15 protein-coding genes and 3 pseudogenes are annotated in these 14,372 nt (G+C 60.8%); 13 read left to right on the top strand and 5 right to left on the bottom strand.

Annotation, left to right across the window (positions count from 1 at the left end; genetic code table 11):
• The first annotated feature begins 1 nt into the window (after window position 1).
• The 6 genes from ASD99_RS02405 to ccoS are packed head-to-tail and all read left to right on the top strand — an operon-like array spanning window position 2 to window position 4,521.
• Window positions 2-172: a CcoQ/FixQ family Cbb3-type cytochrome c oxidase assembly chaperone gene (locus ASD99_RS02405; RefSeq protein WP_057142579.1), complete on the top strand. Its 171-nt coding sequence runs from the start codon at window positions 2-4 to the stop codon at window positions 170-172.
• On the top strand, window positions 163-1,044 hold the full coding sequence (gene ccoP / locus ASD99_RS02400) for a cytochrome-c oxidase, cbb3-type subunit III (RefSeq protein ID WP_057142578.1): 882 nt from the start codon (window positions 163-165) through the stop codon (window positions 1,042-1,044). The genes ASD99_RS02405 and ccoP overlap by 10 nt, the downstream gene beginning before the upstream one ends.
• Window positions 1,045-1,057: 13 nt before the next feature.
• Window positions 1,058-1,255: a hypothetical protein gene (locus tag ASD99_RS02395; protein ID WP_056589732.1), complete on the top strand. Its 198-nt coding sequence runs from the start codon at window positions 1,058-1,060 to the stop codon at window positions 1,253-1,255.
• A gap of 17 nt (window positions 1,256-1,272) precedes the next feature.
• Window positions 1,273-2,079, top strand: coding sequence for a DUF2189 domain-containing protein (locus ASD99_RS02390; RefSeq protein ID WP_056589729.1), 807 nt, complete (start codon window positions 1,273-1,275; stop codon window positions 2,077-2,079).
• Between the two features lie 13 nt (window positions 2,080-2,092).
• Window positions 2,093-4,375, top strand: coding sequence for a heavy metal translocating P-type ATPase (locus ASD99_RS02385; protein ID WP_057142577.1), 2,283 nt, complete (start codon window positions 2,093-2,095; stop codon window positions 4,373-4,375).
• Window positions 4,372-4,521: a cbb3-type cytochrome oxidase assembly protein CcoS gene (gene ccoS / locus ASD99_RS02380; RefSeq protein WP_056589723.1), complete on the top strand. Its 150-nt coding sequence runs from the start codon at window positions 4,372-4,374 to the stop codon at window positions 4,519-4,521. Before ASD99_RS02385 ends, ccoS begins: the two co-directional genes overlap by 4 nt.
• 13 nt (window positions 4,522-4,534) lie before the next feature.
• On the opposite strand, the pseudogene ASD99_RS31720 reads toward ccoS, so the two are convergent.
• Both ASD99_RS31720 and ASD99_RS33055 read right to left on the bottom strand, forming a co-directional pair.
• Window positions 4,535-4,713: pseudogene (locus tag ASD99_RS31720) on the bottom strand (IS5/IS1182 family transposase); the annotation flags it as partial.
• A gap of 79 nt (window positions 4,714-4,792) precedes the next feature.
• Window positions 4,793-5,509: a Crp/Fnr family transcriptional regulator gene (locus ASD99_RS33055; RefSeq protein ID WP_057142576.1), complete on the bottom strand. Its 717-nt coding sequence runs from the start codon at window positions 5,507-5,509 to the stop codon at window positions 4,793-4,795.
• A gap of 123 nt (window positions 5,510-5,632) precedes the next feature.
• On the opposite strand from ASD99_RS33055, the gene ASD99_RS02370 reads away from it, so the two are divergent.
• The 5 genes from ASD99_RS02370 to ASD99_RS02350 all read left to right on the top strand — a co-directional run bounded on the left by ASD99_RS02370 (window position 5,633) and on the right by ASD99_RS02350 (window position 10,189).
• Window positions 5,633-6,238, top strand: a complete 606-nt coding sequence (locus ASD99_RS02370) for a DUF6448 family protein (protein ID WP_244497582.1) — start codon at window positions 5,633-5,635, stop codon at window positions 6,236-6,238.
• A 63-nt stretch (window positions 6,239-6,301) separates the two neighbouring features.
• On the top strand, window positions 6,302-6,751 hold the full coding sequence (locus ASD99_RS02365; protein WP_056589719.1) for a hemerythrin domain-containing protein: 450 nt from the start codon (window positions 6,302-6,304) through the stop codon (window positions 6,749-6,751).
• A 405-nt stretch (window positions 6,752-7,156) separates the two neighbouring features.
• Window positions 7,157-8,353 (top strand): efflux RND transporter periplasmic adaptor subunit, encoded by a 1,197-nt coding sequence (locus tag ASD99_RS02360; RefSeq protein ID WP_056589717.1) that lies wholly within the window; start codon window positions 7,157-7,159, stop codon window positions 8,351-8,353.
• Window positions 8,350-9,483 carry an ABC transporter permease gene (locus ASD99_RS02355; protein ID WP_056589715.1) on the top strand — a complete coding sequence of 378 codons (1,134 nt, stop codon included), beginning with the start codon at window positions 8,350-8,352 and terminating at the stop codon, window positions 9,481-9,483. Before ASD99_RS02360 ends, ASD99_RS02355 begins: the two co-directional genes overlap by 4 nt.
• 1 nt (window position 9,484) lies before the next feature.
• Window positions 9,485-10,189, top strand: a complete 705-nt coding sequence (locus tag ASD99_RS02350; RefSeq protein WP_056589712.1) for an ABC transporter ATP-binding protein — start codon at window positions 9,485-9,487, stop codon at window positions 10,187-10,189.
• A gap of 64 nt (window positions 10,190-10,253) precedes the next feature.
• Here the strand turns inward: ASD99_RS02350 and ASD99_RS02345 are convergent, their stop codons facing one another.
• Together ASD99_RS02345 and ASD99_RS02340 are read right to left on the bottom strand one after the other, a co-directional pair.
• On the bottom strand, window positions 10,254-10,610 hold the full coding sequence (locus ASD99_RS02345) for a response regulator (RefSeq protein ID WP_056589709.1): 357 nt from the start codon (window positions 10,608-10,610) through the stop codon (window positions 10,254-10,256).
• On the bottom strand, window positions 10,607-12,505 hold the full coding sequence (locus ASD99_RS02340) for a PAS domain S-box protein (protein WP_057142575.1): 1,899 nt from the start codon (window positions 12,503-12,505) through the stop codon (window positions 10,607-10,609). Before ASD99_RS02340 ends, ASD99_RS02345 begins: the two co-directional genes overlap by 4 nt.
• Window positions 12,506-12,743: 238 nt before the next feature.
• Here ASD99_RS02340 and ASD99_RS02335 point away from each other — a divergent pair.
• Window positions 12,744-12,959, top strand: a pseudogene (locus tag ASD99_RS02335) (IS256 family transposase); the annotation flags it as partial.
• A gap of 228 nt (window positions 12,960-13,187) precedes the next feature.
• Here ASD99_RS02335 and ASD99_RS02330 read toward each other — a convergent pair.
• Window positions 13,188-13,664 (bottom strand): annotated as a pseudogene (locus tag ASD99_RS02330) (transposase); the annotation flags it as partial.
• Window positions 13,665-13,714: 50 nt separating this feature from the next.
• On the opposite strand from ASD99_RS02330, the gene ASD99_RS02325 reads away from it, so the two are divergent.
• Window positions 13,715-14,191: a hypothetical protein gene (locus ASD99_RS02325; protein ID WP_056589700.1), complete on the top strand. Its 477-nt coding sequence runs from the start codon at window positions 13,715-13,717 to the stop codon at window positions 14,189-14,191.
• Window positions 14,192-14,372 lie beyond the last annotated feature (181 nt).

The following is a 14,372-nucleotide window of genomic DNA, read 5'->3' as shown; positions in this document are numbered from 1 at the left end:
CATGGATGTGAGCCACGATACGCTTGTCGCGCTCGCCAAGAGCTGGGGGCTGTTTTATCTGATCGCCTTCGCGGTGGCGGTTGTCATCTATGCTTACCGGCCCGCCAATCGCGCGCGCTTCGACGCGGCCAAGAAGGATATTCTCGAGCAGGATGACAGGCCATGGCGGTAGAGGAGATCGATCCGGTAAGCGGGCGCGAAACCACCGGACACGAATGGAACGGCATCAAGGAGCTCGACACACCCGTGCCGCGGGGTGTGCTGATCTTCCTGATCGTCACCCACGTCTTTGCCGTGCTCTGGTGGTTCCTGATGCCCACCTGGCCGCTCGGCACCACCTACACGCAAGGGCTGCTCGATACCGACCAGCACAAGATGGTCGCCGAAAGGCTGGTCGAGGCGAACGCGGCGCGCGCGCCGTGGGTCGAGGCGATTGAGAAGAAGAACTATGATGAGATCCAAGCCGATCCGAAACTGATGAAAATCGTCCAGGAGACCGGCCACCGCCTGTTCGGCGACAACTGTGCCGCCTGCCACGGACGAGACGGACGCGGCGGCAGCAATTATCCCGACCTGGCCGACCACGACTGGATCTGGGGCGGTGGACCGGAAACGATTGCCCAGACGATCAGCGTGGGCGTCAACAGCGCGCATGCCGACAGCCGTGTCTCGCAAATGCCCGCCTTCGGCCGTGACGAGATGCTGGATCCAATGCAACTGAACAATGTCGCCGTCTACGTCCATTCACTGAGCAATCCGGACGACGCCACGCCCGAAAACGTCGATACTATCGATGCCGGGCGCCAGGTATTCCTGACAACCTGCGCGGCCTGCCATGGTGAGAACGCTAAAGGAAACGCCGATGTCGGTGCGCCGAACCTGACCGACAAATACTGGATCTACGGCGGAGATATCGAGACTATCGTGGCAACCATTCACGGCGGACGTCAGGGACATATGCCGACCTGGGGCAAGCGTCTATCATCCACCGACATTAAGATTCTCGCCCTGTACGTGCATTCGTTAGGCGTGGAAAATCCGTGAGTGCGGCGTTGCTATGAGTGATCGAGCGGGCGGCAGAAAGCCGGTTTACTGGATCGTATGGGTGCTGGTCGGCGCAGGCGTCGCGATCTTCTGTGGCGCCAACGCTCATCTCGTCTATGTGGCTATGACCTCCCAGCCCGGCTGCGTGGCGCATCTGAAGGAACCGCTGCACGGAAGCGGGGTCTATCGCGCGGCGCAGTCGGACTGCTGAGGTTTCAGGAGTGAATTATGAGTGACACGGAACGCCCCTATGGCCTGCTGACGCAACTTTCCGGTATCGAGGAAACGCGCAATCCGGCCCGCCAGCGCAACCTGCCAGCAGGCGCCTGTCTGTCATGGCTGGCGGCCGGCTGGAGCGATCTTTGGATGCGACCGGGCCCGAGCCTCGCCTACGGCTTTGTCGTCTTTGCCGTCTCGGCGGTATTTGTCTGGACGCTGTTCGCTTTCGGATGGGACTATATCCTGTTCCCGGCGCTCGCCGGGTTTATGATCGTCGGGCCGGTAGCGGCGGTTGGGCTGTACGAGAAGAGTCGCGTTCTCGAGGCCGGCGGAACACCGAGCCTTGGATCGATGCTGCATGGATGGCGGCGGGCCGGCGCCCAGATCTTTTTCACCGGGTTGCTGCTTTGCCTGCTCATGCTCTTGTGGATGCGGGCCGCCGTGCTGATATATGCGCTTTTCTTCGGCTTGCGGCCGTTTCCAGGCCTCGACCATATAACGCAGTTGATCGTCACCACGCCAACGGGGGTTGCCATGCTGGTGGTCGGCGGCGCGATCGGCGGCCTGTTTGCCGCCTTCGGCTTCGCCATCAGCGTCTTTTCCATCCCGATGCTGCTTGACCGGCCAATCGACGCACTGACCGCCATGGCAACCAGCATGGCGATGGTGTGGAACAACATCCTGCCGATGCTCGTTTGGGGCCTGGTGGTGCTGGTGCTGTTCGGGCTGAGCGTGGGGACCGGCTTCCTCGCTCTGATCGTCATCTTCCCGTTACTCGGCCATGCCACTTGGCACGCGTACAAGGCAATGCGTTGACAAGGCGACAGTAATGTCCTGCTGCTCGCCCGCCGAGGCCAGGCTCGAATTCGAACCGCCGCCACCGATCGCGCCCGAGGAAATTCTCCTGTCGAGCCGCGATCTCGGCGACGGTATCCGCCAGACCGATCTTTCTGTTCCTGGCATCCATTGTGGCGCCTGCATCACTGCCGTGGAGAAGACGCTTTCCGCCCTGGAGGGCGTGACCAGCGCGCGCGTCAACCTGTCCACCAGGCGGGTTGTGGTCCGCTGGCGGGCGGTTGCGGATGTCGCGCCCGACATGTCGGGCGCGTTGGAGAGGATCGGTTATCCGGCGCATCTTCATTCCTTCGAGGCCGACAGGACCGATCGCCAGTTGTCGCGTCTTCTCAAAGCTCTGGCGCTCTCCGGCTTCTGCGCCATGAACATCATGCTGCTTTCCGTATCCGTCTGGCTTGGCGCCGACGAGGGGACCCGGCAGGCGTTCCACATAATTTCCGCCATGCTGGCGCTGCCCGCCATCCTTTTCAGTGGCAGCATTTTCTATGCTTCGGCCTGGAGAGCTTTGCGCCATGGTCGCACCAACATGGACGTCCCCATCTCGATCGGCGTGACGCTGGCTTTTGGCCTCAGCCTCTACGACACCGTGCAGGGCGCCAAGCACGCTTATTTCGACGCCGCCACAACCCTGTTGTTTTTCCTGCTGATCGGTCGCACGCTTGACCATCTGATGCGGGAAAGAGCGCGGTCTGCCGTCGCCGGGCTCGCGCGTCTCGTCCCTGCCGGCGCGACGCTGATCGAGACGGACGGAACGCGCCGTTACATGCCGTTGGACGAAATCGAGCCAGGCGCCCTTCTGTTCGTCGCCCCGGGCGACCGTATTCCGCTCGACGGCGTGGTGGAAACGGGATGCTCCGACCTCGACCGGTCGCTGGTTTCTGGCGAAAGCGTGTCGAGCCCGGCAACGCCGGGGAGCGAAGTTCAGGCAGGCGTCATGAATCTTACCGGTCCACTCACCGTCAGAACCACAGCGCGCACTGAGAATTCTTTTCTTGCTGAAATGGTCCGGCTGATGGAGGTCGCCGAAGGCGGCCGGGCGCGCTATCGGCGGCTGGCCGATCGCGCCGCCGCGCTCTATTCGCCGGTCGTGCACACGATCGCCGCGCTTTCGTTCGCCGGCTGGCTCTTTTCGACCGGCGACTGGCACATGTCCGTTACGGTGGCGATCTCGGTTCTCATCATCACCTGTCCATGCGCGCTCGGCCTCGCGGTGCCGATCGTCCAGGTGATGGCGGCGCGGCGGCTGTTCGAGCTAGGTGTCATGGTCAAGGACGGTTCGGGGCTGGAGCGTCTAGCCGAGATCGACACCGTCCTGTTCGACAAGACCGGCGTGCTTACTCTGGGCAGGCCGCGCGTCGTTAATTCCGGCACGATCCCGCAAGCGGCACTGTCAATCGCGGCCGCCCTTGCGGCCGGGTCGAGGCATCCTGCCGCCCGTGCGATCGCCGCTGCCGGAACGGCAGGGAGCGCGGCTCTCTTCGAGGAAGTTCGCGAGACAGCTGGTTTGGGGATCGAGGGCCGTATGGAAGGCAGGCTCTTTCGCCTCGGCCGGCCCGCCTGGGCACTCGCCGACGGACGCTTGGAATATACGGTTGCGGAAGGCAGGTCTGTCGTCGTGCTGACCAGCGACGGCTCCATGCTCGCAACGTTCGAGATAGAAGACCGCGTTCGCCCAGGCGCCAAGGAGGTTGTGCGGCATCTGCACCGGCTGGATCTTCCAGTCGAGATACACTCAGGTGACCGCGCCGAAACAGTCGAGAGGCTGGCAGCGGAACTCGACGTCAGCCAATCGGCAGGCGAACTGCTGCCGTCGGAAAAACTTGCCCGTATCCGAGAATTCGCCGCAGCGGGCCGTAAGGTGCTCATGGTCGGTGACGGGCTTAACGATGTCCCGGCGTTGGCGGCCGCTCATGTTTCGATGGCGCCCGCCGCCGCCGCAGACATCGGCCGTAGCGCCGCCGACTTCGTGTTCCTGCACGAGAACCTTTCGGCTGTTGCGACGGCGCTCGACATCGCCCGGAAGGCAAGAAGCTTGGTGCGCGAGAACTTTGTGCTCGCGGTCGCCTACAATGCGCTTGCCGTGCCATTCGCCGTCAGTGGCTTGGTTACGCCGCTCCTGGCGGCAGTTGCGATGTCCCTCTCGTCAGTGCTCGTCGTGGCGAACGCCATGCGGCTTCATCAGGCTTCGATTTCTCGATCTAACGACAACCCTCACGCGCCGGTTTTGACGCGGGCGGCAGCGGTCGCCGGTCGATGAACTATCTTGTTGTCCTCGTCCCCGTCGCTATCCTGCTCGGGCTGGTCGGTCTCGCGGCTTTCATGTGGTCGCTCCGAGCAGGCCAATACGAAGATCTCGACGGCGCGGCGGAGCGCATCTTGCTCGATGAGGAGGACAAACCCTAGGAAGGGTAGACACTTATCTGAGCCATAGGATTGTTGCGGCGAGCGTGACGATAGTAGGGTAATGTTTGGCTGTTTTCTCGAAGCGGGTCGTCGCGCACCGGAACTGCTTGAGTTTTGAGAAATATCGTTCGATCAGATGGCGTTGCGCGTAGCGGTGCCCGCCTGGCGATGCTTGAGTGCGCGGGGCGGGTTTGCACCGGGTCGCGGCGACGGCTCCCTTTCGCATGCGCGTCCGCAGTTGATTGCAGCCAGGGAAGTTCGACGAAGATCCTCATTCGACACCGGCATTCCCAGCGCCTCCGGCCCAAGCCTTCAACTTCGAGACGTCGCGGACACAGACACGGCTACGCTGGAGCGAGATGGCGCCGTCTCGCTCCAGTTGCTTGAGCGCGCGCTGCGCGACCTCCCGCACAGAGCCTACCATCGAAGCGATCTCCTGATGCGTTATGTGCTCGCATGCGGTCTCGGCACTTTCGATAATATGCCCATGATGGCCTACGCATCCCAGCAGCAAACGGGCGACTCGGACGGTAACGTCGCGTAGCGCGAGATCCTCGACCATTGATCCAAGGGATCTCTGGCGGGAGGATAGAATCTTCAGTGCCGCCCGCGCGACCTCGGGATGTTGGTCAAGGAGCCGTATCATGTCGCTCTTTGGCAGGAAGCCGAGAAAAGCAGCGCCTACGGAGACGGCACCGAAAGGATTCGGACCGCCGTCAAAAACCGCAATCTCATTAAAGGTGGCTCCGGGACCAAGGATCCCAAGCACCTGATCGCGGCCCTCCGCAGTGCTTTTGATTAGCCGGATTTGCCCCTCGACTACCAAGAATAGGCCCGTGCACGGCTCTCCTTCAACAAGAACCTGCCTGCCAGCCCCGATGCGCTGTGGACGCATGATCCGGGCGATCCGGGCCAGAACGTGCTTGTCCAGACCGAGAAAGATGGGCGCCCGCTCGATGGCTGCACTCAGATCCTGCATTCCTGCCATCTGAAACTCACTCCTGCTCGGTGACGTTCGAAAAATCCATCCTGTGCGACTTACGTCGCTGAACGCGACCGGGTTCAGACCATATATTCGCGGAAATCGTGAACTGAATAAGGAGACTAGACTATGATCAGGATCAAACTGCTTGCAGCCACCACCCTCGCGGCTGGATTGCTGTTCGGGACACAGAGTGCATTTGCCCATTGCGATTCCATCGATGGGCCGGTGGCGCAGGCAGCCCTCAAGGCGCTCGACACCGGCAATGTCGGGCTCATTCTGCCCTATGCGCCAGCGGCGGCCGAGGCAGAGATCGAAGCGCACTTCGGACAGGCGCTAAAGGTCCGAGGGCTCGGATCAGAGGCGAAAGGGTTTGCCGACAGGACATTCATGGAAACGGCGGTCCGTTTGCACCGCGCAGGAGAAGGCGCCGCTTACACCGGCCTGAAGCCCGCGGGAATGGATTTTGGTCCCGCGATTCCCGTGGCCGAGAAGGCGATTGCGAGTGGCGACATGGGTAACGTGAGGAGCATTCTGGTCGACGAGCTACAGCATGGCCTGAATGCCCGGTTCGAGCACGTTTTGCATACGAGGAGCTCGGCACTGGAACCGAAAACTCCTGCCGAGGTGGCCGCCGCGCGCGAGCGCGTCAGCGCCGAGCTGGGGTTTGTGACATTCGTCGAAGGTATGCGTCAGGCGGCAGCCGGTGCTCTGGGAAACGAACACAGGGAATGAATACAATCAGAAAAAGGGGCGCGCTTGCGGGCGCGTCCGCCCTTGCCAAAGGAGGACAGTGAAATGCTGCCGGAAATCCCCAGGACGCTGAAGATCGAGCACGATGAACTGCATGCGGAGCTGGTCGAGGCGACCAAGGCGGGCGGCCGCACGGGCGAGGCGGCAAATGCCGTCGCCCGAGTTCTGCACGACCATTTTGTCAAGGAAGAGCAATACGCGCTTCCGCCGTTGGGCATCCTGAAAAGGCTAGCGCGCGGCACGGTTCAACCGGATATGGCGGAAGTGCTCCAGATGACTGACCGGCTGGAGGCCGAACTCGGCACCATGCTCGTCGAACATGAGAGCATTGTCGCCGAACTGGCTAAGTTGAAAGATGCCGCGAGCGCCGAAGGACACCCAGATGTGGTTCGGTTCGCCGACAAGCTGATGCTGCATGCCCGAACCGAGGAGGACGTCCTTTATCCCACGACGATCCTCATCGGCCGCTATCTGAAGCTTATGCTTGCCGGGTGAGCTGAGACCAGGGAATCTCCTCCGGTTTCCCAAAGCGCCCGACTAGGTGTCGTATCGAAGCGCGCTCGAACCCGGTGCCGACAGTCGCGGTGAACTGTTCATGTCAATCCATGCATTCTACGGGCCAGGAGGATGCATCTTGACCTTGATGGCTAGGATGCGCGTCTGGCCCAATTGCCGCAATGCGGGTGATGCGGTCCCGCTGAAACGCGGTCGTGATTTGTCGCAGATCAAAGAGGTAGCCTCGCCTGACGGATATAAAGGCAACGTTCGAATCGTTGGCTGACCGGTTACGTGGTTTTCTCAGACGCCCTCCGCTCGGGCTTTTTGGCAATCACGTCGCGAACGAGTGAGCGGAGCCGTTATCGGACGATTGTCCTGTTGAGACCTGCCTGAGGCTGCAACATGCAAGGAAATCGAACATCGGCGGCAACCTTGTTGCGCAGGCCCGCGATCCTGTACCCGCTGGTCGCGGCCATAGTTATTTTGGCCGGCTTTGGAGCGTATGCCTTCTATAACAACCGCCCGGTCGCCGTTGAGGTTGTGGCGGAGGAACACGATGTCCCCGTCCGTGTCTTCGGGCTTGGCACTGTCGAGGCCCGGATCCGTTCCGATATCGGCTTCGAGGTCGGCGCGACCCTGGTGGAGCTGAAGGCCGACGAGGGTGATCGCGTCAAACAGGGCGACCTGCTTGCAAGCCTGACGCTGGGCGAGCAACAGGCAAAGTTGGAGAAGGCCAATGCTGCCTTGCTCGTCGCCGATGCTACCGTCGAGAAGGCGAATGCCAACTTGGGAAAGACGCGAGCCATCCTGGCGCAGAAGAAGGACGCAAATGCACGCAGACAGGCGCTTGCTGGGCAGAGCGTGGTGTCTCGGCAGTCCGCAGAGGAGGCGCTTAAGGATGAGGCCGTCGCTGAAGCCGACGTCGCCGTAGCTTCGAGCGAAGTCGACGTCGCGCAAGCGCAACTTGCCGATGCGGGCGCCCAACTGCGGTTCGAGGAAACCATGCTGCGTCACCGCAGGCTGACTGCGCCCTTCGACGCCATAGTCGTTAGCCGCCACAAGGAGATTGGTACCGTGGTTAAAGCCGGCGATCCGATCTTCACGTTGATAGCTGCCGACACCTACTGGGGCCTTGCCCATGTCGACGAAGCGCGAGCAGGCTTCATCGAGGAAGGTCAGCGCGTGGACGCGCGGCTGCGCTCGCGTCCACAGAACGCGTTCACGGGACGCGTGGTCCGAATCGGACTTGAAAGCGACAGGGTTACCGAGGAACGGCGCGTCTTCATCAAGGGGGATAACCCGCCGCCGCGGGTCTATCTCGGGGAGCAGGTCGAGTTCTGGATTACGGTTGCGAAGATCGACACGGCACTGCTCGTACCCGAGGCGGCCGTGCAAGGTTTCGACGGCCGGCAGGGCACTGTCTGGACGGTCGAATCTGGGCGTCTGCGATCCCGCGTCGTCAGCTTCGGCCATCGGACTGAAGATGCAAGACTGGAGATCGTCGCGGGACTTCCCCAAGGCGCCAGCGTCGTCGCGCGGATCGCAAGTGGCTTTCGGGAAGGTCGTTCTGCACGCGTGGCGGAGGCAGTTGGAAATTGAACCTCGCTTATCGCGATATCCGGCACGGTCTTGGCCGGTTCCTGCTTACCTGCGTCGGGCTCGGCCTCCTTCTCGGCGTGGTCCTCGCAATGATTGGCATATATAGGGGCCTTGTCGTCGAGGCGCTCACCATCGCGCGCGCGCCAGCTGTCGATCTTTGGGTTGTCGAAGCCAACACACGCGGTCCGTTCGCCGAGGCCTCCCGTATACCAGCCGACACACGCGAGGCGATCGCCCGGATCGCCGGCGTGGTCGCCGCCGGCAGCATCACCTACCAGACCGTCGAGGCAGAATACCAGGACCGAAAGCTCAGGCTCTATGTTATCGGCTATGAGCCGACGCGTCCGGGCGGTCCACCCGAGATCGAGGAAGGACACACGATCGCCCGCAGTCATTTCGAGATGGTCGCCGACCGCTCTTCAGGGCTTGTACCAAGGGATCGAGTTCGCCTCGGACGTGACACCTTCACCGTCGTCGGATCGACCCGCCAGCAAGTCAGTTCCGGCGGCGATCCGGTAGTCTACATAGCCCTGCAGGACGCGCAAAAACTCCAGTTCGACCTTGCCCCGCCCGCAGCTCGCGTCCAACTGGCGCGCGGCACTGGGGGCACGGGCCGCGATACGGTCAACGCCGTCATCGCCCGCCTCCATCCCAACGCTTCGCCCGATGCCGTGGCCGAGACTGTACGGCGGTGGAAGCATCTGGCGGCGGTGACGCAGGAGGCACAGGAACTGATCCTTACGCGCTCGCTAGTCGACCGGGCGCGTCGGCAGATCGGTCTTTTCACATCGCTTCTGCTCGCAGTCTCCGCAGTCGTCATAGCGCTCATCATCTACACGATGACGATGGAGAAGCTTAAGCAGATCGCAACCCTGAAGCTCATCGGGGCACCAGACCGAACCATCATCGGCATGATCGTGCAGCAGGCGCTGGCCCTCGGTTTGATCGGGTTTGCAATCGGCGCCACGCTCATCGCCAGCATCAAGGACTATTTCCCACGTCGGGTGGTCCTCGAGCCTGACAACGTCCTGGCACTCGGCGTGGTCGTCGTCGTTGTCTGTCTGCTGGCCAGCGCACTCGGCGTTCGCGCGGCCCTCAGGATAGATCCCGCCACGGCGCTCGGAGGTTAGCGTGCCGGACGAGAAAGCAAACCAGCCCCCACTTGTCCGGTTAAGGAACCTGTCGAAGCATTTTGGCGAGGGGGAAACACGCGTCGATGCGTTGCGCGATGTATCACTCGACGTCCAGGCAGGCGAAGTCATTGCCCTGCTGGGACCCTCGGGATCCGGCAAGACAACCCTGCTCAACATCATCGGCTGCATCCTCGATCCGTCCTCGGGGTCCATGGAACTAGACGGCGAAGTGGTGCTAAGGGATGGCCGATGGGTTCGGCCAAACCTGAGACGTCTGCGGCTCGACAAGATCGGATTCATCTTCCAGTTCCACAATCTGATGCCCTTTCTCGACGCGACCGACAACGTGGCCCTGGTTCTGCAAATGGCCGGGGTCGACCCGCGTGAGGCTAGGTTGCGGGCACTGGAGCTGCTCGACTATCTCGAAGTAGGGAACCGTCGGGGTTCGATGCCGGCACAACTCTCGGGTGGCGAAGCGCAGCGTGTGGCGATCGCTCGGGCCCTCGCCAATAAACCGCGCATCATTTTGGCTGATGAGCCGACAGCGGCGCTCGATTCGAAGAGGGCCGGCATCGTCATGGATCTTTTGCGCAAAGTGGCCGTCGAACGCGACGCCGCAATCATCGCCGTCACCCACGATGAGAAGATCTTCGATCGCTTTGACAGGATTTTCAACCTTCGGGACGGCAGACTAGATGTTTGATCTTAGCGAAGGTTGCGCGAGAACATCGCGCTCGCTTACCCGGCACAGTCCAGCCCCGCCTGGCTCATCCGAGAGCGAACCGCAACGAATGGTCCAACTTCTCCTTAGAATACGGTTTGGCTATAATGGCGGATCCTCTCGCGAAGTCTGCCGCGCCCTGTCCGTATCCGGTGGCACACACAATCGGAATGTCCCGCAGCCGTAGGGCGTCAGCAACGCGGTCGCTCCGCTCCCCACGTATATTTAGGTCCAAGACAGCCGCGTCGATTTCTTGAGTTGCTATCAACGCAATTGCATCGTCGATGGAGGTGGCAGGGCCGATAACAGTGGCCCCAAGCTCGATCAGAAAATCCTCGGCCAGCATGGCAATCAGGGATTCGTCTTCGACGATTAGAACGCGCTTGCCGGACAGTGTTGTCATTGGGGGAGTATTCCTTCTGGCAGGGGGGCATCGATCCTGCAGACGAGGCCCTGAGGTTGGAACTCCATCGCGACCTCGGCCTCGAGATCTGCCGCCAAGCCCCGCTCGATAAGGCGGGAGCCAAAGCCTCGCCGGGTCGGAGACGAAACTGTGGGCCCACCGAGTTCGCTCCAGACCAGCTTGAGCCTTGGCTTGGGTTCGTCGGTGCGAAACCACTCGACGGAAATTGTGCCGGCATCGTTTGAAAGAGCGCCGTACTTCACTGCGTTGGTCAGCAATTCATGGAAGGCGAGCGCTAGGGAAAGAGCCTGGTTGGGCTGCAACAGAATTGCAGGCCCAGTTGTCGAAACCCGGTTCGAGAACGCACCTCGAATCTGAAGGCTGTCGCAAACAATTTGGTCCAATGATGCATGCTCCCAACTGGTCTGCGTGAGGATGTTGTGCGCTGCCGAAAGGGCCATGAGACGGCCTTCGAACGCGGCATGAGCATCAGTGGCCTGCGTTCCTCTGAACGTCTGATGAGCAATACCCTGGACTACCGCCAGAGTGTTCTTCACACGATGGTTGAGCTCGGCCATCAGCAGTTCTCTTTGTGCCTCCGACCGCCGTCGTTCGCTGATATCCACCACAGAGGCGAGCGCCATCATTCCTTCGCTCGTCTGAATTGGGCTGAGTCCAATCTCAACCGGCACCTCTTTTCCATCTTTCCGTCGCGCATAGAGATCCCTGCCCGCACCCATTGGGCGTGCCTGCGGGAAACTCCCATACCCTTGGCGAAAAACCGGGTGGGAGCTACGAGAGCGGTCGGGGACCAGCATCTCGATGCCTTGCCCCACCATCTCCTCTCGCCCATAGCCAAACAGAGTTTCGGCATGAAGATTGACGAGAACGATGCGCCCGTCCTCGTCTGTCATCACCATGCCGCTTGGGGCCGCCTCTACGGCTGATCGAAACCGTTCCTCACTGTGGCGCATCGCCATGTCTGCCTGGTCACGTTCCGTGACGTCGACATTTACCCCGATCAACCCGCGGAATATGCCACTTGCGGAGAAGTGGGGACGAGCAGTTGTGAGCAGAACGCGGTACTCCCCCTTGCGATTTCTGTAGCGACCCTGGACCGAGGCGGCTGTCTGCGTAGACAAAGCTTGCATCATCCGGGCCCCAATTTCGGCAGCATCATCTGGATGAATGGTTGGGTGCCAATTGAACGTCGGGACATCCTCGGTCTCGACGCCCCAGAACTCCCGAAGCATCATGTTCAGATTTGTGCATTTGCCCAAAGCGTCGCATGTCCAGATCATCACCGGAGCGTGTTCCGACATAAGGCGAAACTGTTGCTCGGATCCTCGCAACTCTTCTTCGGCAATTTTTCGGGCCTGTTCTGCCCGCGTCCGCTCAAGATAAAAACCAATCTGTCTGGCAATTGTCGTAGCGAGATCGATCTCGTGGCTGGCAAACGCATGCCTGCGTTCATAGTAGGTCATGAATTTCCCCACCACTTCGCCTTGCACTGTCAATGGAATGAACGCCAAACCAACGATGCCTTCGCGGGCAATCATCTCTTTGACGGCGGCAGGTTCATCCGTTTCAGCGATGTCCGAAACAAAGATGGCATCGGCGTTGCGTTCGCCCACGGCCCAAGGCGAGTGCCCTTCAAGGGCCTTTCTGTAACTTTCGGATAAGCCCCGCCAGGCTACGAAGCGCATCACTCCGGCTTCATCGAAGAGCAACATGGAAGCGCGACGGCACCCTAGGCCGTCACGAATGGCATCCAAACCGGCTTCAGAAGCTTCGTGGCTCGACTTTGCCCGGTACAGTCGATCCGTCAGCACGTAAAGTGCGCTGAGTTCGTCTAGACGCTCTGCGAGCTTGTCGCTACCCCCGCCTAACTGCAACGCCGACCCCTCCCATGACGATTGGTTCTTGGCACCGCCGCTTAGAACGCTGGTAATTCATCTTCGTTCCAATCGCTGAACTCGGCAGTTCGTCGTAGGCGACCATGAAACAGATACCAAAAGCCGCTTATCCCTCGCAGGTGAGCATGGCCGATCCCTTCCTGGCGCACTTCATGGTTCTAGCCGGCAGCCATAGAGCAGCGGGTCGCGTCACAATCGAAGAACATTCTCGACCGTGCTTTGGACAATCATGGACGACGCCGAGCCCGACGTGCTGGCCTACATGACCTTCCCGAAGGAACATCGCGCCAAGCTCCACATCTTCCCGAACGACGATGCGATCGTGCGCCTCGTCGGCGCAATCCTGCTCGAACAGAACGATGAATGGGCAGTGCAGCGGGCCAGATATATGACTCTTGTGTGGATGCCAGCCGTTTTGCAAGGAAGATTTTGAACCTTTGAACGTGATCGAGTGCGGTCTTGTGTCAGGCCTTGAATTGCGGCCATGACATGCCGCGGGCCGGTATGGTGATGCGCGGATCAGGTCCAAATCTAGAAAGCGAGCGCGAGGCTCGGTGCGTCATTCTGGTTTCCTAATCCCGATCTGATCGATCATTTGCCCATGCGGTTCAGGCCTTCCTCACATCTCCGACGGACCGGCTTCAGGTGTCCTGCTGAATGCTCATGCAGGCACCGTTGTCGGATTCCGGTAATCCTCTTCCTTCGTCAGCATGGCCCAAATGCCACGCGCCATCTTGTTGGCCAGCGCAATGGCCACGAGCATGCGCGGCTTCTTCGCCATCATGCGCGCCAGCCAGGAGCTCTCGGGCGCGCCCTTCCGGGACGCCCATCGAACCACAGCCATCGCTCCAATGATGAGCAGGCGTCGAATATCGCATTGGCCCATCTTCGAGGTTTTTCCTAGTCGTTGCTTGCCGCCGGTCGATTTCTGCAACGGAACGAGCCCGAGCCAGGCGGCGAAGTCACGGCCGCTTCTGAACGTCTCCATCGGCGGCGCGAAGGTTTCGATCGCCAGTGCGGCGATGGGGCCAACGCCGGGCATGGTTTGCAAGCGCCGAGATCCCTCAGCTTCCCTCGATAGAGCATCGATCTTCTTCTTCAGTGCGTCGATCCGGCCAGTCATCTGGTAGATCCGGTCCAGCAGAACAAACTCCTCAAGCGATTATCCGCAAAATCGAAGTTGGCGCGATGAAGGTTAGCTTCAAGATCGACCGCCGGGCCCTCGTCGCAATGCTGCTCGGCGGTTCGCCGCCAATCAGCAACATTGGATTGAGCAGCGAAGGTGCAGATGGTCGCCAATCGCTATTCGAGATCGATCTCCCAATCTCCATCAAGCGCCGCGGCGTCGAGACCCGCTTGGTAATCGACAATCATGTGCAGGTTCGAACACCAGATTCGAACCTGGTCGACCTCATCGCGAAAGCGCATTTTTATCTGGGCAAGCTGACCGACGGTGCGGATCGAAGCATCGCGGAGGTCGCCAGACAATGCGGTGTGCATCGTGCCGACATCAGCCGCATCCTGCCGCTGGCGTTCCTGTCGCCAACGATTGTCGAGGCGATTCTCACAGGCAGTCAGCCAATCGATTTATCGGCGCAACGATTGGCACGCTCGATCGATCTGCCGCTTGCATGGTCAGAGCAGAAATCGGCTCTGAGCCACTAGCGTCCAGAAGTTCCATCTCTCGTTTTACCCGAGCACTTGTCGTTCGAGTTCGCGGGCACTCACGCTGACACACAACATAAATCACTGGCCCCTGGTGTTTCCGTCGGCGAGTAGTCGTCGCCTCGGGCGCTCGGTTTCCCTGCATCGGCCAAGCATCAGCGCGATGCACCAACCATCATCT

Source organism: Mesorhizobium sp. Root695, assembly GCF_001428185.1.
Taxonomy (GTDB): domain Bacteria; phylum Pseudomonadota; class Alphaproteobacteria; order Rhizobiales; family Rhizobiaceae; genus Mesorhizobium.
Note: the sequence above shows the minus strand (reverse complement) of the source record. Positions and strands in the feature narration are given on the sequence as shown.

Bases quoted from the DNA above. Each gene is read 5' to 3' on its own strand.
- ASD99_RS02345 (WP_056589709.1), bottom strand. From the start codon at position 10,610: ATGACAACACTGTCCGGCAAGCGCGTTCTAATCGTCGAAGACGAATCC.
- ASD99_RS02405 (WP_057142579.1), top strand. From the start codon at position 2: ATGGATGTGAGCCACGATACGCTTGTCGCGCTCGCCAAGAGCTGGGGG.
- ASD99_RS02365 (WP_056589719.1), top strand. From the start codon at position 6,302: ATGCTGCCGGAAATCCCCAGGACGCTGAAGATCGAGCACGATGAACTG.
- ASD99_RS02370 (WP_244497582.1), top strand. From the start codon at position 5,633: ATGATCAGGATCAAACTGCTTGCAGCCACCACCCTCGCGGCTGGATTG.
- ASD99_RS02390 (WP_056589729.1), top strand. From the start codon at position 1,273: ATGAGTGACACGGAACGCCCCTATGGCCTGCTGACGCAACTTTCCGGT.
- ASD99_RS02325 (WP_056589700.1), top strand. From the start codon at position 13,715: ATGAAGGTTAGCTTCAAGATCGACCGCCGGGCCCTCGTCGCAATGCTG.
- ASD99_RS33055 (WP_057142576.1), bottom strand. From the start codon at position 5,509: ATGGCAGGAATGCAGGATCTGAGTGCAGCCATCGAGCGGGCGCCCATC.
- ccoS (WP_056589723.1), top strand. From the start codon at position 4,372: ATGAACTATCTTGTTGTCCTCGTCCCCGTCGCTATCCTGCTCGGGCTG.
- ASD99_RS02385 (WP_057142577.1), top strand. From the start codon at position 2,093: ATGTCCTGCTGCTCGCCCGCCGAGGCCAGGCTCGAATTCGAACCGCCG.
- ASD99_RS02395 (WP_056589732.1), top strand. From the start codon at position 1,058: ATGAGTGATCGAGCGGGCGGCAGAAAGCCGGTTTACTGGATCGTATGG.
- ASD99_RS02360 (WP_056589717.1), top strand. From the start codon at position 7,157: ATGCAAGGAAATCGAACATCGGCGGCAACCTTGTTGCGCAGGCCCGCG.
- ccoP (WP_057142578.1), top strand. From the start codon at position 163: ATGGCGGTAGAGGAGATCGATCCGGTAAGCGGGCGCGAAACCACCGGA.